Origin of the sequence: Streptomyces sp. NPDC059443 (assembly GCF_042750105.1) — a bacterium.
Lineage (GTDB): Bacteria > Actinomycetota > Actinomycetes > Streptomycetales > Streptomycetaceae > Streptomyces.
Window position 1 is genome coordinate 45,059 of record NZ_JBHYVM010000016.1, and the last position, 20,041, is coordinate 65,099.

General features: G+C 73.5%; 18 protein-coding genes. 6 read left to right on the forward strand and 12 right to left on the reverse strand.

The window, feature by feature from the left end:
- Positions 1 to 25 precede the first annotated feature (25 nt).
- Together ACFXDJ_RS17590 and ACFXDJ_RS17595 are read right to left on the reverse strand one after the other, a co-directional pair.
- Positions 26 to 1,723: a class I adenylate-forming enzyme family protein gene (locus ACFXDJ_RS17590; RefSeq protein WP_384849474.1), complete on the reverse strand. Its 1,698-nt coding sequence runs from the start codon at positions 1,721 to 1,723 to the stop codon at positions 26 to 28.
- Positions 1,720 to 2,493, reverse strand: coding sequence for an SDR family oxidoreductase (locus tag ACFXDJ_RS17595; protein WP_384651698.1), 774 nt, complete (start codon positions 2,491 to 2,493; stop codon positions 1,720 to 1,722). Before ACFXDJ_RS17595 ends, ACFXDJ_RS17590 begins: the two co-directional genes overlap by 4 nt.
- Before the next feature lie 116 nt (positions 2,494 to 2,609).
- On the opposite strand from ACFXDJ_RS17595, the gene ACFXDJ_RS17600 reads away from it, so the two are divergent.
- The 4 genes from ACFXDJ_RS17600 to ACFXDJ_RS17615 all read left to right on the forward strand — a co-directional run bounded on the left by ACFXDJ_RS17600 (position 2,610) and on the right by ACFXDJ_RS17615 (position 6,952).
- A complete protein-coding gene (locus ACFXDJ_RS17600; protein ID WP_384651700.1) occupies positions 2,610 to 3,869 on the forward strand; it encodes an exo-beta-N-acetylmuramidase NamZ domain-containing protein in 1,260 nt (419 codons plus the stop codon).
- Between the two features lie 111 nt (positions 3,870 to 3,980).
- On the forward strand, positions 3,981 to 5,339 hold the full coding sequence (locus tag ACFXDJ_RS17605; protein WP_384651702.1) for a serine-threonine protein kinase: 1,359 nt from the start codon (positions 3,981 to 3,983) through the stop codon (positions 5,337 to 5,339).
- Between the two features lie 153 nt (positions 5,340 to 5,492).
- Positions 5,493 to 6,083: a hypothetical protein gene (locus tag ACFXDJ_RS17610; protein WP_384651704.1), complete on the forward strand. Its 591-nt coding sequence runs from the start codon at positions 5,493 to 5,495 to the stop codon at positions 6,081 to 6,083.
- Positions 6,084 to 6,157: 74 nt separating this feature from the next.
- On the forward strand, positions 6,158 to 6,952 hold the full coding sequence (locus ACFXDJ_RS17615) for a 3-keto-5-aminohexanoate cleavage protein (RefSeq protein ID WP_384849477.1): 795 nt from the start codon (positions 6,158 to 6,160) through the stop codon (positions 6,950 to 6,952).
- 25 nt (positions 6,953 to 6,977) lie between these two features.
- Here ACFXDJ_RS17615 and soxR read toward each other — a convergent pair whose 3' ends face one another.
- Positions 6,978 to 7,421 carry a redox-sensitive transcriptional activator SoxR gene (soxR, locus tag ACFXDJ_RS17620; RefSeq protein ID WP_384651708.1) on the reverse strand — a complete coding sequence of 148 codons (444 nt, stop codon included), beginning with the start codon at positions 7,419 to 7,421 and terminating at the stop codon, positions 6,978 to 6,980.
- Between the two features lie 132 nt (positions 7,422 to 7,553).
- Between soxR and ACFXDJ_RS17625 the strand changes: the two genes are divergently transcribed.
- Positions 7,554 to 8,015 carry a MaoC family dehydratase gene (locus tag ACFXDJ_RS17625; protein WP_384651710.1) on the forward strand — a complete coding sequence of 154 codons (462 nt, stop codon included), beginning with the start codon at positions 7,554 to 7,556 and terminating at the stop codon, positions 8,013 to 8,015.
- Here the strand turns inward: ACFXDJ_RS17625 and ACFXDJ_RS17630 are convergent.
- The 3 genes from ACFXDJ_RS17630 to ACFXDJ_RS17640 all read right to left on the reverse strand — a co-directional run bounded on the left by ACFXDJ_RS17630 (position 8,006) and on the right by ACFXDJ_RS17640 (position 10,302).
- Positions 8,006 to 8,641 (reverse strand): TetR/AcrR family transcriptional regulator, encoded by a 636-nt coding sequence (locus ACFXDJ_RS17630; protein ID WP_384651712.1) that lies wholly within the window; start codon positions 8,639 to 8,641, stop codon positions 8,006 to 8,008. The two genes, ACFXDJ_RS17625 and ACFXDJ_RS17630, sit on opposite strands and share 10 nt — an antisense overlap.
- A gap of 140 nt (positions 8,642 to 8,781) precedes the next feature.
- The gene (locus tag ACFXDJ_RS17635) at positions 8,782 to 9,069 is read right to left on the reverse strand and encodes a YiaA/YiaB family inner membrane protein (RefSeq protein ID WP_384651714.1); all 288 of its coding nucleotides are present in this window, start codon (positions 9,067 to 9,069) and stop codon (positions 8,782 to 8,784) included.
- Between the two features lie 81 nt (positions 9,070 to 9,150).
- Positions 9,151 to 10,302, reverse strand: coding sequence for an acyl-CoA dehydrogenase family protein (locus ACFXDJ_RS17640; RefSeq protein WP_384651716.1), 1,152 nt, complete (start codon positions 10,300 to 10,302; stop codon positions 9,151 to 9,153).
- Positions 10,303 to 10,418: 116 nt separating this feature from the next.
- Between ACFXDJ_RS17640 and ACFXDJ_RS17645 the strand changes: the two genes are divergently transcribed.
- Entirely contained in the window at positions 10,419 to 11,066 is a 648-nt protein-coding gene (locus tag ACFXDJ_RS17645) for a TetR/AcrR family transcriptional regulator (RefSeq protein ID WP_384651718.1), read from the forward strand.
- Positions 11,067 to 11,121: 55 nt separating this feature from the next.
- On the opposite strand, the gene ACFXDJ_RS17650 is transcribed toward ACFXDJ_RS17645, so the two are convergent.
- From ACFXDJ_RS17650 to ACFXDJ_RS17675, 6 genes are all read right to left on the reverse strand, one after another.
- Positions 11,122 to 12,201: a Zn-dependent alcohol dehydrogenase gene (locus tag ACFXDJ_RS17650; RefSeq protein ID WP_384651720.1), complete on the reverse strand. Its 1,080-nt coding sequence runs from the start codon at positions 12,199 to 12,201 to the stop codon at positions 11,122 to 11,124.
- 107 nt (positions 12,202 to 12,308) lie between these two features.
- Positions 12,309 to 13,721 (reverse strand): aldehyde dehydrogenase family protein, encoded by a 1,413-nt coding sequence (locus tag ACFXDJ_RS17655; RefSeq protein WP_384651722.1) that lies wholly within the window; start codon positions 13,719 to 13,721, stop codon positions 12,309 to 12,311.
- Positions 13,722 to 13,822: 101 nt separating this feature from the next.
- Positions 13,823 to 15,286, reverse strand: a complete 1,464-nt coding sequence (locus ACFXDJ_RS17660) for a CitMHS family transporter (protein WP_384651724.1) — start codon at positions 15,284 to 15,286, stop codon at positions 13,823 to 13,825.
- 73 nt (positions 15,287 to 15,359) lie between these two features.
- Positions 15,360 to 17,819, reverse strand: coding sequence for a molybdopterin-dependent oxidoreductase (locus ACFXDJ_RS17665; protein ID WP_384651726.1), 2,460 nt, complete (start codon positions 17,817 to 17,819; stop codon positions 15,360 to 15,362).
- 204 nt (positions 17,820 to 18,023) lie between these two features.
- Positions 18,024 to 18,644 (reverse strand): TetR family transcriptional regulator, encoded by a 621-nt coding sequence (locus tag ACFXDJ_RS17670; RefSeq protein WP_384651730.1) that lies wholly within the window; start codon positions 18,642 to 18,644, stop codon positions 18,024 to 18,026.
- Positions 18,645 to 18,692: 48 nt separating this feature from the next.
- Positions 18,693 to 20,018: a hypothetical protein gene (locus ACFXDJ_RS17675; protein ID WP_384849539.1), complete on the reverse strand. Its 1,326-nt coding sequence runs from the start codon at positions 20,016 to 20,018 to the stop codon at positions 18,693 to 18,695.
- Between the last annotated feature and the right edge of the window lie 23 nt (positions 20,019 to 20,041).

The window sequence follows — 20,041 nt, forward strand, 5'->3', positions numbered from 1 at the left end:
TCGACCGCGCGGCGTGCGGCTGTTTTCAGCCGCGGTCGCGCAGTTCCCGTCGCAGGATCTTGCCACTGGTCGTCTTCGGAAGAACAGGCAGGATCTCCACCTGGCGCGGGTACTTGTACGCGGCGATGCGGGCGGCGCAGTACGCGGACAGTTCCGCCGGGTCGGCCGTGGTCCCGGGGCGCAGGCTCACGTAGGCCTTCACGCTCTCGCCGCGGTAGGGGTCGGGGATGCCGACGACGGCCGCCTCGCGCACGGCGGGGTGGGTGTAGAGCACGTCCTCGACCTCGCGCGGCCAGACCTTGAAACCGGACGCGTTGATCATGTCCTTCTTCCGGTCGACCACGTAGAGCCAGCCGTCCGCGTCCATGAACCCGACGTCTCCGGTGCGCAGTTCGCCGTCCGGGAAGGCCTTGGCGGTGTCGGCGGGCAGGCCCCAGTAGCCGGGGACGACCTGGGGGCCGCGGACGGCTATCTCGCCGGTCTCGCCGAACGGGACCTCGGCTCCGCTCTCGTCGAGGATCCGTACGAGGGTGTCGGCGCCGGGCAGGCCCACGGAGAGGGTGCCGGAGGCGGGGTCCACGGGGGCTTCGAGGTGCGCGGGCACGGAGGCGCAGGGGGCGGTGCACTCGGTGAGGCCGTAGCCGTTGCGCAGGTAGAAGCCGAAGGCGTCACGGAGGCGTTCGACGAGGGCGGGCGGGAGCGGGGCCCCGCCGGAGGAGATCACCTGGAACGAGGCGAAGTGCTCGGGGGTGACCCCGGGCTGGGCGGCGAGCGCCATGAAGGCGGTGGCGGGTCCCACGGTGTAGGCGGGGCGGTGTTCGAGGAAGGCGTCGAGGACCACGCCGGCCTCGAAGCGGTGGGCGAGGACGAGGGTGCCGGCGTTGGTGAAGCAGGCGGCGAGCTCGCAGACCATGCCGGTGATGTGGAAGAGGGGGGCCAGGGCGAAGTAGCCGGCGCCCTCGGGGAGGGGGTGGCCGGTGACCTGGCGCGTGGCGTTGTGGGTGAGGGCGCCGTGGAGGTTCATGGCGCCCTTGGGGGTGCCGCTGGTGCCGGAGGTGTAGCTGATGAGGGCGGTGTCGGCCGCGGTCAGGCCCGGATCCGGCGGGGCAGGGTGGCCCCGGCCGGCCTCGGCGGCGAGGTCGGCGGCGTCGGCCGCCTGCTCCGGCCGGCCCGGCGCGAGGACCCGTACGTCGTCGCGGGTCTGGAAGTCCAGGTCGGACGCGGTCAGGGTGAGGCGGACACCGGTGCCGTACGCGGCCTCGCGCAGGTACGCGGGCCAGGCGCGGGCGTCGCACACCAGCGCGGCGGCCCCGGAGTCGCGCAGGATGTGGCCGACCTCGCCGGACTTGTACATCGGGTTGAGCGGGACCACGACCGCGCCGGCCTTCCAGGCGGCCAGGACGGCGAGCACGAAGTGCGGGGTGTTCTGGAGCATGACCGCGACCCGGTCCCCGCGGCCGATGCCCCGGGCGGCGAGGTGGCCGGCGAGGGAGTCGGAGAGCGCGTCGGCCTCGGCGTAGCCGAGGCGGCCGTCGAAGTAGGCGAGCGCGGTGCGCCCGGGGGCGCGGGCCACGGCGGCGCGGAAGGCGTGCAGCACGCTGGGCGGGGGCGCGATCGGGGCCCGCTGGACCGGGGTGAGGCGGGCCAGCCAGGGCTTGGCGGCGTAGCGGGAGGGCGGGGCGGCCGGGGCCGTGTCCGGGGTGTCCGTGGCGTCCGGGGTCATCGGGCCTCCCATTTGCGCTGGAGGTGGTTCATGCCGCCGAGCCAGCGCTCCGGATCGGTGGCGCGGGCCGCGTAGAAGTCCGCGACCTCGGGGTGCGAGAGGATCAAGAACCGGCCCTTCTCCATGCCGTCGAACAGCGCGTCCGCGACCGCTTCCGGCTCGATCGCGGTCGGCGCGAGGACCAGCTCGCCCGCCGATCCCGCGGCGGTGAGCATGTCGGTCCGGACCCCCTGCGGGCAGATGGCATGGACCTGGAGCCCGCGGTGGCGGTAGGTCAGCGAGAGCCACTCCGCGAAGGCGAGCGCGCCGTGCTTGGTGACACTGTACGGGGCCGCTCCGATCATGGTCAGCAGCCCGGCGGCGGAGACGGTGGACACGAACCGGCCGCTCCCGCGCTCCAGCCAGTCGGGCAGCAGCTGCCTGGCCGCGCGGACGTGGGCCATGACGTTGGTGTCCCAGGCCGCCTCCCAGACGGCCTCCTCCGCGAAGGCGTCGCCGCCGGAGGCGAGTCCGGCGTTGGCGCAGTACACGTCCACCCTGCCGCCGAGCGCTTCGCGGGCCGCCGCGACGACGGCGGAGGCGTCGCCGGGGACCGCGACGGCGCGGGCGCCGATCCCGTCCGCGACGGAGGCGGCCCTGGCCGGGTCGAGGTCGTTGACCACGACCGTGGCCCCCTCGGCGGCGAACCGGCGGGCGAGGGCGGCGCCGATGCCGCCGCCCGCTCCGGTGACGACGACTCGCTGGTCCTGGAACGCGTTCACGGGGCTCACCCTTCATGGCCGGCTGCCGGCGGGAGATCGCTCAGCGGCCGGCGCACTTCGAATCACCGGCAGACTAACCAGTCGGTATGTCGGGGCGGAAGGGGTCCGCGCCCTACTTTGGCGCGATGACGCTGTCGCGACGCGGGTTGCTGGGTCTGGCGGGGGCTGCGGGAAGCCTGGGCGCGGTGGGGACCGCGGGGGCGGCTACCGACCGGGTCCCCGGCCGGATCCCCGACCGGGTGCGGACCGGCTTCGAGTGCCTCGCCGCCGACGGGTACGCCGTCCTGGCCGGTCAGCGGGTCGGGGTGGTCACCAACCCCACCGGGATCACCGCGGACGCCCGCCACCTGGTCGACGTACTGCACGCCGACGAACGCGTGAAGCTGGTCGCGGTGTTCGGCCCCGAGCACGGCTTCCGCGGCACGGCGCAGGCCGGCGATTCGGAGGGGGCCGGACGGGATCCCGCGACCGGACTGCCCGTGTACGACACGTACGACAAGAGCGGGCAGCAGCTCGCGGACGTCTTCACGGCGGCCGGGATCGACACCGTGCTCTTCGACATCCAGGACGTCGGGGCCCGCTTCTACACGTACATCTGGACCCTCTACGACTGCATGCGCGCGGCCTCCCTCGCCGGCAAGGCGGTGGTGGTGCTGGACCGGCCCAACCCGGTCGGCGGCCGGCGGGCGGCCGGACCCGTCCTGCGGCGCCCGTACGCGAGCGGCGTGGGCCGGGAGCCGATCGCGCTCGCGCACGGGATGACGGCGGGCGAGCTGGCCGGGCTCTTCGCGGGCGAGTTCCTGGGCCCGGGAGCCGTCGGGCCGCGGGTGGTGCGGATGACGGGGTGGCGGCGGGAGTCGTTCTTCGACGCGACCGGGCTGCCCTGGGTGCCGCCGAGCCCGAACATGCCGACCCCGGGCACGGCCCTCGCGTACGCCGGCACCTGCCTGTTCGAGGGGACGAACCTCTCCGAGGGGCGCGGGACCACCACCCCGTTCGAGCTGGTCGGCGCCGAGGGCGTCGACCGGCGGTGGGCGCAGGCCGCGAACGCGCTGGAACTGCCCGGCGTGTGGTTCCGGGAGGCGTATTTCACGCCGTCCTTCTCCAAGCACGCGGGGAAGGTGTGCGGCGGGATCCGGCTGCTCGTGCACGACCGGGAGGCCTTCGACCCGGTACGGGCCGGCATCGGGCTGCTGGTCACGGCGAAGCGGACGTGGAGCGGTTTCGCGTGGCGGCCGGACCAGTGGATCGACCGGCTGACGGGCTCCGACCGGGTCCGGCGGATGATCGACGCGGGGGCCGGGGTGGAGGAGGTCGCGGGCGACTGGACGGCGGACCTGGCGGGATTCGCGGCGGTGCGGGAGAAGTACCTCCTCTATCCGTGAACCGGTCCTCCGTGAGCCGGTTACTCGGTGAGCCGGTCCCTCCCGGGGTCTGGCCTGGTGGCCGTCCCCGCAGGATGCTGTCGGACAGGGACACGGCGTGGAGGGGGCGTCATGGTGGACATCGGCGGACCGGCGGCGCAGGCGGCGGGGATCGGGGTGAGCCCCTACGTGGAACTGACCTTCGACTCCGAGGGCGACGCCGCCCCGGGCGCGCGGGAGGCGCTCTTCGGGATCGAGGCCACCGACCTGCTGGTCTTCGCCCACGGATGGAACTCCGAACGGTCGACCGCGATCCGGCTCTTCGACCGGTTCTACGCTCCCTTCGCAGATCTGGTGGGGAGCGGGGTGCGGCTGGGGTACGTGGGGGTCGTGTGGCCCTCGATCCGGTTCGCGGACGAGCCGATACCCGACTTCGACCCACGGCCCGGCCCGTCCGACCTCCTCGCGGAGCCGGGCTACGGGGCGGCCCTGGGCCCGGCCACCCGGCAGGCGCTCGGCGCGTTCTGGCCCGGCCGGGCCGCGGAGCTGGACCGGATCACCGAACTGCTGGAGGAACGGCCTTCGGAGGAGGGCGCGTTCACCGAGTTCGGGGCACTGGTCCGGGAGCTGGCCGGGGTGGACGGGGTGGGCGCGGGCGACGATCTGGCGGCGGCCTTCGCACCCCGCGAGATCCCCGCCTTCCTCACCGAAGACGTGATCCAGGTCTGCCGGTCCTTCACCGAGGCCCTGGTCGAGGCGGGCACCACGCTCCCCGGGGACTCCCCCGGCGGCGGCTCCGCGGGCGAGGGATTCTCGGTCGGCGGCGGGCTGCGGACGCTGTGGAACGGCGCCAAGGAGGTGCTGCGCCAGGCCACGTACTACCAGATGAAGGCACGGGCCGGGGTGGTCGGCGAGCACGGCCTCGGCCCGGTGCTGGCGGAACTGGCGGGCCGCCGCCCGGCCCTGCGGGTCCACCTCATCGGCCACAGCTTCGGCGGCCGGGTGGTGTCCTTCGCCCTGCGCGGACTGCCGGCCGGGGCCCGCAACGTGAAATCCCTGACCCTCCTCCAAGGAGCCTTCTCCCACTACGCGTTCGCCGAGAGCCTCCCGCACGACCACGGCCGCGGCGGCGCCCTGCACGGACTCCAGGACCGGGTCGACGGCCCGCTGGCGGCCTGCCACTCCCCCTACGACTCGGCGCTCAAGGTGTTCTATCCGCTGGCCTCCCGGATGGCGGGCGATTCGGCCGGTCTCATGGGATTCGACGAGCGTTGGGGCGCGATCGGGCACGACGGGGTGCAGGCGGTGCCGGGCGCGCCGAGGCTGACCCTCGACGCCGCCCTGAGCGACGGCCTCCCGGCGGCGGGCTGCGTCAGCGTCGACGCCGGTTCCGTGGTGCGCAGCGGCGGGGCCCCTTCGGGGGCGCACAGCGACATCTGCCACGAGGAGCTGGCCCGGCTGGTGGTCGTCGCGGGGCGCATGGGGCGCTGAGTTCCGGCCATGTGCCACCCGCACGCCTCGACCGCCCCCGCATGCGCCCACGCCCGGCCGGGCATGTTGGGCGAAACGGCCCGGCGCTTGTAAGGGACACCGTGCGGCGGGCGCGGCGCTCGGTGCTGGGCGCTCGGCGGAGGTGAAGGTGTGATGGCGGGTTTCCGGAGTCTGGCCTACCAGGTGCGCGACGCGCGCAACGACCGTGCCCTGCGGCGCCATTCGCTGCGCCGCTGCCTGGAGCGGTTCGCCCCCTACGGGCACCGCGCGACCTGGTGGCACTTGTGCGACCGGCACGGGATCGGCCCCGAGGACCGGGCGGCCGACCCGCTGCGGCTGGTGGCCGCGCTGGAGGAGCTGGAGGAGGCGCGGGCGGTCTGGCTGGAGTACGAGCGCCAGTTCGCGGAGCGGCGCCGGCGGGAGAAGCACGACGGGCTGCGGCGGCCGGAGTGGGCCTGGGGCGGGAGCGGGGACGCGGTGGTGCGCTGCGCCGATCCGGGGGTCCGGCCGCAGGGGGCGCTGGGCGAAGTGCTGCGGCGGCTGGTGGTGGCGCTGGAGTCGGAGCCGGGCACGGTCTGCCCGGTGTGCGGGGCGCGGGAGCTGCACTGGCCGGCCCCGACGGCGTCCGCCACCACGGGGTGGGCGTGGGACGGCCCGGTGTGCGCGGGCTGCGGAATCGTGGTCCCCAGACCGGCCCTGGCGGACTCGTCCCCGGCCGGCCCCGGCCTGGCGGGCGCGGCGTGAATCCTGCGGAGCGGGGGCCTGGGGAGCCCGGGCCTGCGGAGCGGGAGCCTGCGGAGCGGGAGCCTGCCGGGCCGGTGGACTCCGCGCCGCCGGGGCGCGGGCGGTCCCGGCCTCCGCTGGTGGTGTCGCTGAACGGCTCGCGGGGGGCCGCCGACGGGGCGGCCGTGCCGGTGTCCCCCGGTGACCTGGTGGAATCGGCGCTGGGGGCGGTGGCCGCGGGGGCCGGGGAGGTGCTGGTGCATCCGCGCACCCCGTGCGGCCGGGAGAGCCTCTCCCCCCGGGTGGTGGGACCGCTGCTGGAGGCCCTGCGGGGCGCGGGCCTCGGGTCGGGTCACGGGACCGGCGGCCGCGGCGGTGCCGCCCGGGTGCCGCTCTGCGTGCTCGCCAGTGTCGCCGCCGAGCCCGATCCGGCGGGGCGGCTGGAACGGGTGCGGTCGTGGACGGTGCTGCCGGACCGGGCGGTGGTGCGTTTCGCGGAGCCGGGGGCCCGGGAGCTGGCCGAGGCCCTGCTGGAGCGCGGGGTCGCGGTCGACGCGGAGGTTCCGGTGGGCGGGGCGCCGGAGCCCCTGGCGCGGTTCCTGGCCTGGCCGGTACGGGACCACGCGCGGGTGCGGCTCACCGCCGAGCCGGCCTCCGCCGACCCGGGGACGACGGCGGAACTGCTCCGGCGGCTGCCGCCCGTGCCGGTGCTGCTGTTCGGGCGGGAGGCGGCCTCCTGGCCCGTGCTGCGGCTGGCCGCGCGCTGCGGCACGGGCGCGCGGACCGGCGTAGGCGACGTACTGCACCTGCCGGACGGACGGGCCGCGCGGTCGAACGCGGAGCTGGTCGCTGCGGCGGGCCGGATCCGGAAGGCTGCCGGGCGGCCCTGACCCGGCGGGATCCGGAAGGGACGGCCTAGAGCCGGGAGCCGGTGAGGCGTTCGCCGAAGACGTCGTCCGGGTTGGACAGGGCGCAGTTCTCCAGGGAGAGGCAGCCGCAGCCGATGCAGTCGGTCAAATGGTCGCGCAGGCGGCTCAGTTGGCTGATGCGGTGGTCGAGCTCGGCGCGCCAGCTCTCGGAGAGCAGGGCCCAGTCCGCGCGGTTGGGGGTGCGACCCTCGGGGAGCCGGGCGAGGGCGTCACGGATGCTGGCGAGGGGGATTCCCACGCGCTGGGCGGCGCGCACGAAGGCCACGCGGCGCAGCGCGTCTCGGGTGTAGCGGCGCTGGTTCCCGGCCGTGCGGCGGCTGGTGATCAGGCCCTTGGTCTCGTAGAAGTGCAGTGCGGAGACGGCCGCGCCGCTGCGGGCGGACAGCTGGCCGACGGTGAGCTCGTGGACTTTTTCGGGAATCTGCGGCACACCGCCGAGGGTAGTCGGCCGGACCGACATCGGCTGGTGGACCCGTCGCTGGACCCGTCGTTGACAGATACATACGGCCCCAGCATGCTGAGCTGCTGAGCAAGCGCTTATTCGTCAGGGAGAGGTACGGGCATGTCCGAACCGAGGATCTTCACGTCCGCCGAGGAGCTGACCGCCGGGATCGGCGAGCCGCTCGGCCCCAGCGACTGGCTGGAGGTGGACCAGAAGCGGATCGACCTCTTCGCGGACGCCACCGGCGACCACCAGTGGATCCACGTGGACCCGGAGCGGGCGGCGGCCGGACCCTTCGGCTCCACCATCGCGCACGGGTACCTCACGCTGTCGCTGCTGCCGAGCCTGGTACCGCAGATCATGCGGGTCGAGGGCATGAAGATGGGCATCAACTACGGGGTGAACAAGGTGCGCTTCCCGGCGCCCGTACCGGTCGGCTCGCGGCTGCGCGCGACCGCGCTGATCACGGAGGTCGTGGAGGCGGGCGGCGGCGTGCAGGTGGCGGCGACCGTCACGGTCGAGCGCGAGGGCTCCGAGAAGCCGGTGTGCGTGGCGGAGTCGGTCTCCCGCTACTACTTCTGAGCCCCGGGCCGGGCGGCCACCATGCGGAGCACGAGGCCGGAGTAGAGCGCGCCGACCTCGTCGGGCGTACGGCGGCCGTCCGTGCTGAACCAGCGGGCGACGTCGATGCAGAGCGAGAGGACGGCGAGGGTGGTGCCGGAGACGTCGGGGACGTCGAACTCCCCCGCGGCGACCCCGTCGGAGAGGATGCGGCGGATCGCGGCGTCGCTCCGCCTGCGCAGTGCCACGATTTCGGAGCGGTGCTCCGGAGCGAGAGCATCGAGCTCGTACTGGACCACCCGCGCGGTGGTGTGATGTGCCGCGTGCCAGCGCACGAAGGCCCGTACGGCCTCGTCGAGCCGCTCGGCGGCGGTTCCCGGGCCGGAGGCCGCGGTGTCCAGGATCTCCAGGGCCTTGTCGTGGCCGATCCGGCTGATCCGGTGGAGCAGCTCTTCCTTGGTCTTGTAGTGGATGTAGAGCGCCGCCGGGCTCATGCCGGCCCGGCCCGCGATGTCACGCGTGGTGGTGGCGTGGTACCCGCGCTCCGCGAAGGCCTCGACGGCGGCGATGAGCAGCCGCCGCGCGGCGTCGGGGGTGACCTCCGACCACGGCCGGTAGCCGTCGATCGTCTCCTCCGCGCTGTCCATCGCTCGCTCACCCTCTTCACCCTGTAGGAATGAACAGCTTACCGGAGGGTGAGCAAGCGCTTAGCGATGATGGAAGGACCGGCGGACGGACCGGCGGACGGACCGGCCGGAGGACTGGCCGGCGGACCGACCGCTTCGGCCTACTTCGGCGCGAAGGGGTCGTACTCCGCCATGATCTTCTCCATCCGGGCCTGGTCGACCCGGCTGACGATCTGCGTGACCTCCTGGCGGTCGCGGATCACCTTGGCGAGGGTGAAGGCCGAGGTGGTGAGGTAGAGGACCGCGATGCCGAGGAAGGCGCGGACCCAGCCGTTGACGTCCATGTTGTAGATCCCCACGGCCACCGAGCCCATGGCGATGCCGAAGGAGGCGACGGCCTGGCCGTAGTACGCCCCCGTGTTCTGCTGCTTGACCGGTGTCTCGTTCATGGCCCCAGCATCGGGCGGCGCCCGCCGCGGCGATATCCGCTCGCGTACTCAGCGACGTACTCAGAACTCGGCGATCAGTGATCAGAACGCGGAAACTCCCGTACGGGCGCGGCCGATCAGCAGCTTCTGGATCTGGCTGGTGCCCTCGTACAAGGTCATCACGCGGGCGTCGCGCAGCAGTTTGCCGGCCGGATACTCGTCGACGTAGCCGTAACCGCCGTGCACCTGGAGGGCGTTGCTCGCGGCGCGGACGGCGGCCTCGGAGGCGAAGAGCTTGGCCGTGGAGGACTCGGTGGCGAAGGGCTGCCCGCGGTCGATCAGGTCGGCGACCCGCCAGGTCAGCAGCCGGGCCGCGTCCACGTCCACGGAGATGTCGGCGATCAGCTCCTGGACCAGCTGGTGCTGGGCGATGGGCTTGCCGAACTGCTCGCGCTGGGCGGCGTAGGAGACGGCCGCGTCCAGCGCCGCTTGGGCGATGCCCACGCATCCGGCTGCGACCGACATCCGGCCCTTGGCGAGGGCCGACATGGCCACGGAGAAGCCCTTGCCCTCGGGTCCCAGCATCGCGGAGGCGGGCACGCGGACCCCGTCGAGGGCGAGTTCGGCGGTGGCCTGGCCGCGCAGTCCGAGCTTGCCGTGGATCTCGCGGCGGGTCAGGCCCGGACTGTCGGCGGGGACGAGGAAGGCGGAGACGCCGCGGTGGCCGGGCTCGTCGTTGGTACGGGCGAAGAGCAGGACCACGTCGGCCCAGGTGCCGTTGGTGATGAACATCTTGCTGCCGCTGATGACGTACGAGTCCCCCTCGTGCGTGGCGCGGGTGGTGAGGCTGCCCGCGTCGGAGCCGGTGCCGGGCTCGGTGAGGCCGAAGCAGCCGAGCGCCTCGCCGGCGCACAGCCGGGGCAGCCAGGCCCGCTTCTGCTCTTCGCTCCCCCAGGAGGCGATGGTCTTGGCGACCAGACCGAGGGAGACGGAGACGATGCCGCGGACCGCGGAGTCTCCGCGGCCGAGCTCCTCGGTGACGAGGACGTAGGAGAGGTGGTCACCGCCGGAGCCGCCGTACTCCTCGGGGACGGTCAGGCCGAGGAAGCCGACGGAGCCGAGCTTCTTGACGATGGCCCGGTCCACGCTCTCGACGCGGTCCCATTCGGCGGCGTACGGGGCGATCTCGCGCTCGGTGAACGCGCGGGCGAGATCGCGGACGGCGGACTGCTCCGCGCTGAGCTCCAGGTTCACCGGGCACCTCCGGTCGGACTGCGAGGTCGCGGCGACTTCGCAGGGCCGGCGCGGGGTCAACCAGGAGGTTAACTAGCACCGGTAGTTTATGGCGGGCAGGCCCTACTATGTGGCGCATGGCCAGACCGCGCAAGCCCCTCCTCAGCAGAGACCGCATCGTCGAGGCGGCGGGTGCACTGGTGGACGCGGAGGGCCTGGAGGCCGTTTCGACGCGGCGGCTGGCGGCGGCGCTGGGGGTCAGCGGCCCGTCCCTCTACAACCACTTCCGCACGAAGGACGAGATCCTGGACGCGGTCGCGGACGCGGTGAGCGCCCGGGTCGACTTGTCGATGTTCGAGCCCGGGGACGGACGGGAATGGCGGGTCGCGCTGCACGACTGGGCGCACTCGTACCGGGCCGCCCTGTCCGACCATCCGAACATCGTCCCGGTGCTGGCGCGCGGCCCGGGCCGCCGGCCGGCCGGGCTGCGGGTGGCGGACGCCGTCTTCGGCGCGATGACCGCCGCGGGCTGGCCCCCGGCGCAGGCGACCCGGATCGGCGCGCTGATGCGGTACTTCATCCTGGGCTCGGCGGTGGCCTCGTTCGCCCGGGGTTTCGTGGACGACCGCACGGCGTACGACCCGTCGGACTACCCGCACCTGGGCCAGGCCCACCTGCTGGCGAAACGGCAGCAGGAGGTGGACGAGGGCGCCTTCGAAACGGGCCTGGCCGCCCTGCTGGACGGCCTGGCCCTCCAGTACGCGGCCTTGGCGGAGACCGCGTAACACGGGCGGGCGGACAAGCAGGCGGGCAGGCGGGCAGGCGGGCAGGCGGGCAGGCCTAGAAGACGACCAGTGACCGACCGCCCCTGCCCGCCAGCATCGCGTCGAAGGCGGCCGGGATGCCGTCGAGGGTGATGCGGTCGGTGACCAGGGCGCCGAGGTCGAGCCGGCCGGCCCGGACGTGGGCGGCGATCACCGGCAGGTCGCGGGCGGGGTCGCTGTTCCCGTAGACGCAGCCGGTGAGGGTGCGGGCGAAGTGGAAGATCTCCAGCGCGTGGAAGGAGACCTGCTGCTCCTTGCCGCCGATGCCGACGACCGTCGTACGGCCGCCACGACGGGTGGAATCCCAGGCGCCGCGGATGGTTTCGGCCCGGCCCACGCACTCGATGGCGACGTCCGCCCCGTGGCCGCCGGTCAGGGCGCGGATCTGCTTGGCGGTGGCGTCGGAGGCCAGCACGAACTCCGTGGCCCCGGCCGCCCGCGCCAGCTCCTCCTTGGCCGGGGAGACGTCCACGGCCACGATCGGGCCCGCCATGGCGATACGGGCCGCCTGGAGCGCGGCGAGCCCCACCCCGCCGACTCCGAAGACGGCCACCGATTCGCCGGGGCGGACCTGGGCGCTGTGGTGGACGGCTCCGTAGCCGGTGAGGACGGCACACCCGAGCAGGGCCGCCTCGGCGAGCGGGATCCCGGCGGGGGCGGGCAGTACGCAGTTGGCCGCGACGACCGTCTCCTCGGCGAAGGCGGCCACGTTCAGCCCGGGGTGCAGCTCGGTCCCCCGGGCGTCGTGGGCGTAGACCGCCCCGACCCCGGACAGGGCCTTGGCGCAGAGCCAGACCTCGCCGATCGAGCAGTGGTGGCACTCCCCGCAGGACGGGGCCCAATTGAGCACGACCCCGTCGCCGGGCGCGACATGGGTGACCCCTTCCCCGACGGAGAGCACCGTGCCCGCGCCCTCGTGGCCGAGGACGGCGGGTACGGGTACCCGCATGGTGCCGTTGGTGAGCGAGAGGTCGGAGTGGCAGACCCCGGCAGCGGCGAGCCGCACCCTGACCTGCCCGGGGCCGGGATCGGGCAGCACGATGTCCCGTATCTCCAGCGGTGCTCCGACGGCGGGCAGGATGGCGGCGCGGACCATGATCGATGTCTCCGTGGTTGCGGGGGCGGGAGCTGCTGGGGCGGCTTGAGCTGCTGGGGCGGTTAGAACGGCTGGGGCGGCTGGAGCGGTTGGAACGGCTGGAGCGGCTAGAACTGCAGGGACTTGGTCTGGAGGTACTCGGCGAGGCCGTGCGGGCCCAGCTCGCGGCCCACGCCCGACTGCTTGTACCCGCCGAAGGGCGCGAGCGGGTTGAAGCGGCCGCCGTTGATGTCCACCTGGCCGGTGTCCATCCGGCGGGCGAAGGCCACCGCCGTCTCCTCGTCCGCCGCCCAGACGGCTCCGCCGAGCCCGTACACGGTGCCGTTCGCGATGGCCAGGGCCTCGTCCTGGTCCTCGTAGGAGAGGATCGACAGCACCGGGCCGAAGATCTCCTCCTGGGCGATGGTCATCTCGGGCGTGACGTCGGCGAACACGGTCGGGGCGATGAAGTACCCCTGTGCGTGCGGCGCCTCGGGCCCGCCCGCGACGAGGCGCGCGCCTTCCTCCACCCCCTTGGCGATGAAACCGCGCACCCGGTCGCGCTGCTTGGCGTTGATCACCGGGCCCAGGCGGGTGCCCGGGTCGAGGGGGTCGCCGGAGGGGTACTTGGCGACGGCGGCGGCCGCGAGGGAGACCGCCTCCTCGTACTGGTCCCGGTGGACGAGCATGCGGGTGAGCGCGTTGCAGCTCTGGCCGGCGTTGTTCATGACGTGGCCCACGCCCGTCGCGACGGCCTTGGCCAGGTCGGCTCCGGGCAGGATGACGTTGGCCGATTTGCCGCCCAGTTCGAGGGCGACCCGCTTGACGGCGGCGCCGGCCGTGGCACCGATCTGCCTGCCGACGGCGGTGGATCCGGTGAAGGAGACGAGGTCGACTCCCTCGTGCGCGGCCAGGGCCTGGCCGGCGACCGGGCCGGTACCGGTCACCAGGTTGAAGACCCCGGCCGGGATCCCCGCCTCGTGCACGGCTTCGGCGAAGAGCTGTGCGGTCAGCGGGGTGTCCTCGGCCGGCTTGAGGACGAGGGTGCAGCCGGCGGCGAGAGCGGGTGCCACCTTGGCAACGATCTGGTGCAGCGGGTAGTTCCAGGGCGTGATCGCGCCGACCACACCGACCGGTTCCAGCAGCACGGTCGAGTTCCCGAGCCGCTCCTCGAAGGCGTACGAGGCCCCGAGCTCGGCGAACGAGGAGGCCACCGCGACCGGCGCCCCGACGTGGACCATCTCCGAGAAGCCCAGCGGGGAGCCGAGCTCGGCGGTGATGGTCTCGGCCAGCTCGCTCTTGCGGGAGACCAGCACGTCGCGCAGGGCCCCGATCAGGGCCGCCCGATCGGCCGGAGCCGTGGCCGCCCAGGACGGGAAGGCCGCGCGTGCCGCCCGTACGGCCGCGTCGACGTCCTCGGCCGTACCGGCCGGGACCGAGGCGATGACCTGCTCGTCCGCCGGGTTGAGGACCTCGATGCGGCCGTGGCCGAAGGCGGCCCGCCACTCGCCGCCTATGTACATCCCGTCGTGGGCCTTCATGGCATTCCTCCCGAGCACGCGCGAGCGCATGGACCTGTAGACGTCCCCAACACCCTACAAACTAGCGCCGGTAGTTTTGCGGGCGCCAGGGGCGGACGGGGTCAGATGATGCCGAAAAGCATCCCTGCCCCCAGGACCACCAGGGAGGTCAGAGCCGCCCATTTCACAGTGAAACGGGTGTGGTCTCCGAACTCCACCTTGGCCATGCCGACGAGGACGTAGACGGCCGGAACCAGCGGGCTCGACATGTGCAGGGCCTGGCCGACCAGGGAGGCGCGGGCGATTTCGAGCGGGGACACCCCGTGCGCGGCGCCGGCCTCGGCGAGGACGGGCAGGACGCCGAAGTAGAAGCCGTCGTTGGACATGAAGTAGGTCAGCGGGAGGCTGAGCAGGCCGGTGACCAGGGCCATGTGCGGGCCCATGCCCTCGGGGATGGCACCGACGAGCCAGTCGGCCATGTGCTTGACCATGCCGGTGCCGGTGAGGACACCGGTGAAGACGGCGGCGGCGAAGACCATGCCGGCGACGTTCAGGACGTTGTCGGCGTGGGCGGCGATGCGGGCCTTCTGGTCCGGCATGTGGGGGTAGTTGACCGTGAGGGCGAGGGCCGCGCCGAGGAGGAAGAGCACCGGGATGGGGAGCAGCTCCATGATCATGGCGGTGAGCAGGGCGACGGTGAGGCCCGCGTTGAACCAGTAGAGGCGGGGGCGCAGGGTCGCTCGGTGCGGGTCGAGGCCCTGGAAGCCGCCTTCGTCGGGGGCGGGAACGGATCCGGCGAAGGGGGCCGATCCGGTGGCCGGGGTGGAGGGGGCGGACGGCTCGACCGGCCTACGGGGGCTTCCGGCGGCCCGCCCGGTACCGGCGGCTGCGACCAGGAGCTCCTCGGCCGGGGCCTCGGTCGGGGCCTCGGTCGGCTCCGCAGCCGGCTCCGCGTCGGCGGGGAGCGTCAGCAGGCCGATCCGGCGGCGCTCCTTGAGGCCGAGGACGTAGGAGAGGACGAAGACGAAGACAAGGCCCACCGCGAGCGCCGGGATCATCGGTACGAAGATGTCGGCGGCGTCGAGCTTGAGGGCGGTGGCGGCGCGGGCCGTGGGGCCGCCCCAGGGCAGGGTGTTCATGACCCCGTTGGCGGTGGCCGCGACTCCCGTCATCACCACCAGGCTCATGCCGAGCCGCTTGTACAGCGGGTACATCGCGGAGACGGTGATCATGAAGGTCGTCGAACCGTCGCCGTCGAGCGAGACGATCGCGGCGAGGACCGCCGTGCCGACCACGACGCGCATCGGGTCGGCCTTGCAGAAGCGCAGGATGCCGCGCACGACCGGATCGAAGAGGCCGACGTCGATCATGACGCCGAAGTACACGATGGCGAACATCAGCATGGCGGCGGTCGGCGCGAGCTTGCCGACCCCTTCGATGACGTAGCCGCCGAGCTGCGCGCCCTGTCCGGCGAATACGCAGAAGAGCGCGGGGATGAGGACGAGCGCCGCGATGGGCGACATTTTCTTCAGCATGATCAGGACGAGGAATGTCGCGATCATGGCGAAGCCGAGGAAGGTCAGCATGGGGGGAACCTAGGTGCCTCCTCCGGGGCCCAACAAGACGTCCACGCGTGAGCAATACGAGCAAAACCCCAGCTCAGGGGATGGGTGTCAGTTCGACGGGGAAACCGTTGAGCACCGCCGTCCCGGAGAGCGGGTCGAGCCGGGTGCCGTCGAGGAGCTGGTTGACGTTGGCGCCCGGCGTGGCCGAGGCCACCGAGAGGCGGGTCCCGGAACGGTCGTGGCCCCAACCGTGCGGGAGGCTGACGACCCCGGCGCGGACCGAGTCGGTGACCTCGACGGGGACCTCCAGGCTGCCGCCGTCGGCGGCGATCCAGGCCAGGGCGCCGTCGGCGAGGCCGAGGCGGTCCGCGTCGTCCGGGTGGACCTGGAGGGTGCAGGTGTTGGAACCTCCGGTGAGGGCCGGGACGTTGTGCAACCAGCTGTTGTTGGACCGCAGATGGCGGCGGCCCACGAGCACCAGGGTGGCGGGGCGGTCGGCGAGCGCCGCGCGCAGCCTGGGGAGCTCGGCCGCGATCGGCTCCGGGAGCAGCTCGATCATGCCGCTGCGCGTCTTGAGCAGCCCCGGAAGCCGAGGCCGCAGCGGCCCCAGATCGATCCCGTGCGGCTGCGCCCGCAGCCGCTCCAACCCGAGGCCGGAGGCCGCGCCCGTTCCCTCCAGCCCGAGCCCGGGGGCCGCGCCGGCTCCGGGCCCCGTGCCCGCGCCGGGGTCCCGAACCGCACTGGGGTCCACGCCGGCTCGGGAGCCCGGGTTCGTGCTGGGGCCCGTAACCGTGCCTGCGCCGGTGTCCGTAGCCGTGCCCGCGCCCGGGTCCGTAGTGGTGTCGGGGGCGGAGTGCTCGGCGACGCCCGGGCGCGTGTTCGCGGGCAGGCCGGATTCCGCGCCGAACCGGTCGCCGTACGGGCCGAGTCGGAGCATCAGGTCCAGGCGGCGCTCGGGGCCGCTGTCGCCTGTCAGGAGTCCGGTGAGGCGTGCCGGGTCCTGACCTCGCAGCGGGGAGTGCGGGTCGGCGACCTCCCGGGCGAGGGCGGTCTGGATCGCCAGGTCGTCCACGGCCGCCGGGGCGGCCCCGTGCATGCCGGAGACGGCCAGGACCAGGCGTGCGTGGATCTCGCACTCGTCCATCCGCCCGGCCTCCAGCGGGACGGCGGGCAGCGAGTAGCGGACCTGGTTGCGGATGGCGAAGGCGTTGAAGGCGAAGTCGAAGTGGGCGCTCTGGGAGGGCGGCGGCGGGGGCAGGACCACGTGCGCGTGGCGTGAGGTCTCGTTCAGGTACGGGTCGACGCTGATCATGAAGTCGAGCCCGGCCAGGGCCGCGTCGAGGCGCCGGCCGTCGGGGGCGGACAGCACGGGGTTCGCCGCGATGGAGACGAGGGCGCGGATGCGCCCCTCCCCCGGGGTCTCGATCTCCTCCGCCAGCGCGGCCATGGGGAGTTCGGCCTTGGCCTCGGGGTGACCACTGACCCGGCTGTGCCAGCGGCCGAGGCCGAAGCCCTTGCCGGGTCCGGCCGGCCGGGGTGCGCGGTCGGTCGCGGAGAGCGGGAACAGGGCGCCGCCCGGCCGGTCGAGATTGCCGGTCAGGATGTTCAGCACGTCGACCAGCCAGCTGGCCAGCGTGCCGTACTCCACGGTGCTGCTGCCGATCCGCCCGTAGACGGCGGCGGTGGGCGCGGCCGCGAGAGCGCGGGCGAGGTCGCGGATCTCTTCGGCCGGGAGGTCGCAGGCGGGGGCAACGGCCTCAGGAGTGAAACTACCGAGCGCCTCGGCGAGTTCCCGGAGCCCAAGGACGTGTTCCGCAAGCGCGCCGGGACCGGCCGTCTTCTCGGCGAGCAGGGTGTGGGCGAGGGCGGCGAGCAGCAGCGCGTCGCTGCCGGGCCGCGGCGCGAGGTGGCGGTCGGCGAGCTTGGCGGTGCGGGTGCGGCGCGGGTCGACGACGACCAGGGTCCCCCCGCGGGCGCGCAGCGCCTTGAGCCGGCCGGGGAAGTCGGGGGCGGTGCACAGGGAGCCGTTGGACTCGACCGGGTTTGCTCCGACGACCAGCAGGAAATCGGTGCGGTCGAGGTCCGGGACCGGGATGGCGAAGGGATCGCCGAAGAGCAGCCCGCTGGACACGTGCTTGGGCATCTGGTCGAGGGTGCTGGCGGTGAAGAGGTTGCGGGTGCCGAGGGCTTTGAGCAGCAGCGGCGGGTAGAGGTGGCCCGCCATGGTGTGGGTGTTCGGGTTGCCGAGGACGACTCCGACGGACTGGGCCCCGTACTCCCGGACGAGGGCGGGGACGGCTGCGGCGATCGCCTCGTAGGCCTCCTCCCAGGTGGCCTCCCGGAGCCGGCCGTCGCGCCGGACCAGGGGGCCCCGCAGCCGGTCGGGGTCGGCGTCGAGGGCCCCGAAGGCGGCTCCCTTGGGGCAGATGAATCCGCGGCTGAACACGTCGTCGCGGTCACCCCGGGCGCCGGTGACGGCGGTGCCCTCGATGGTGAGGGTCAGGCCGCAAGTGGCTTCGCAGAGGGGGCAGATGCGCAGGGCGGTGCGGGGCATGGGCCCTCCCAGGGGCGGCAGGCTGCGGCACGGGCGCGCGGGCCGTTCGGCACGCGGGCGGCACCGAGCATACCGACCGGTAGGGACGCTGGGGAGGGGTCCGCGGCATCCGAACGGCGCGAAAGGGCACCGGAGCCGGAGGAGGGCGGAGGAAGCCGGAGTTGGGCGGGGGAAGCCGGAGGAGGGCGGCCGGCGGGGTGGACCTCAGTCCAGGACGCGGGCCAGGTAGGCGTGCATCATCGCGCGGGTCTCCGTGATGATGTCGGGGTCTCCGTCGGGGTCGTTGCGGAAGGCGAGCTGGATCAGGGCGTCGGTGGCTTCGACCGCGACCAGGACGGCCCGCTGGAGGACGGGGTCCGGGGTGAGGCCCAGGTGGGCACCGAGGAGTTCGGTGAGACGGACGGCGACCAGGTGGTTGGGGTCGGAGGCCGGGCCCTCGGGCGGCGGCGCCGGGATCCCGAAGTCGACGAGGGCGAAGCCGGGGACGCTGCGCTTCATGACGAGGTACTCGTCCAGCACCGCGTCCACGACCGGCCGCCAGGCGGTGGCGGGGAGCTGGGCGAGCCGCTCCGCGATGCCGTCGGCGTAGCGGTCGAGATTGCGGTGGGCGAGGGCGATGGCCATGGCCCGCTTGTTGCCGAAGAACCGGTAGACCGAGCCGATGGGCACGCCGGCGCGCAGGGCGACGGCCCGGGTGCTGAGGTTCTCGTACCCGGTCTCGTCCAGGAGTTCGGCGCAGGCGTCGAGGATCCGGGCGAGCCGGTCGGCGCTGCGCTGCTGGATCGGCGTACGACGCAAGGAGTGGGCTGGGGGCACGGGGTCCATCATGCCGCTCCTGGATGTCCGGTACGGCGGCGGTGTCGGTCGGGGCCTTCAGTTCAGGAGCAGGCTGAGGCCGCCGACCGTGTACGTGATCATCAGCGCGAGCAGCGGCAGCTGCCCGGCCACGGCTTTCGCGGGCGGGAAGAGGCGTACGGAACGGTCGTGCGCGGCGATCACACCGAGTACGTGGCCGGTGACGACGGCGATGACCTGGAGGGCGGCGAGAGCCCCCGGACCCAGTGGTGGCAAGGGCTGTGGATCGTTGTCAGTGCCGAATGCCATGATTACTGTGCGTGGTCCTTCGGCTACCAGGAGGGAGAAGTAGTGGGCGACGAGATAGCCGAGCGCGATCGGCACGAGTGAGTGCGCGAAGGCGGTCAGCGGGCCGGGGTGCGGGCCGCAGACGAGGCGGGTGACCGCCGCGCAGAGGCAGTAGAGGACGGCGACGAGGGTGATGGACCCGAGGAGTCCGAGGGTGGCCGCGGGGGTGCGGCCGAGGGGGGAGGTCTGGATCGCGTTGATCCAAGAGGGGTTGTCGGAGAAGCCGTCGTAGGCGGTGGATCCGAGCAGGACGCAGACGGTGGCGACGAGTCCGGGCTGCTCGGGCGTCGCGTCGAGTCCGTGGAAGGGGTTACGGAGAACGACGCGGCCGTCGCTGCGGCGGCCGAGGGGGGAGAGCCCGGCCAGGAGGGCCGAGTACGCCTCGAAGGCGTCTCCGTCGGCGAACCAGCGCTCGCCGAAGCGGGCGGCGAGCAGGAGCTGGACGGCTGCGTAGCCGGTCAGGGCGATCAGGAGGGTGGTGGTGGAGGCGGGATCGGGAGAGACGAGTTCGAGCCAGGTGAAGGCGAACAGCCCGGCGGCGGCGGGCCACTGCCCGAGCCGGGCGGGTAGGGGGCGCGGCGTCGGGTGCCACAGCGGGGTGAGCAGCCGGTGCAGGGCGCGGAGCGGGCTGAGGAGGCGCCAGGCGGGACCGAAGAGGAGGGAGGCGGGGACGAGACCGACCCAGAGGAGGACGTAGACGGCACCGGGAGCGGGGTTGCGGGCGGGGTCGTCGGGACCGAGGAGGAGATACAGGAGGACGGCGAGCGCGCCCGCGAGGCCGAGCCCTCGCAGGGCGTTGCGGGTGGCCGGCGCGTCGGCCACCCGCTGGAGCCGGGCGGGCAGGGCGAGGCCGGAGCGGTCGCCGCGGAAGCGGGAGGCCGACCAGAGGAGGCCGAGTGCGAGGAAGGAGACGAACAGCGCGGTGAAGGCGCCGGCGAACGCGTAGAAGGGAGAGATGGGCAGATCGTGCTGGGAGCCGATGCCGTGTGCGAGCACGGTGAGCGGATCGGCCGGGTGAAGGACCACGCCCTGGCCGTAGCCGCCGCCGGACGGCATGTGCGGAAGGTTCCCCGGCGCGG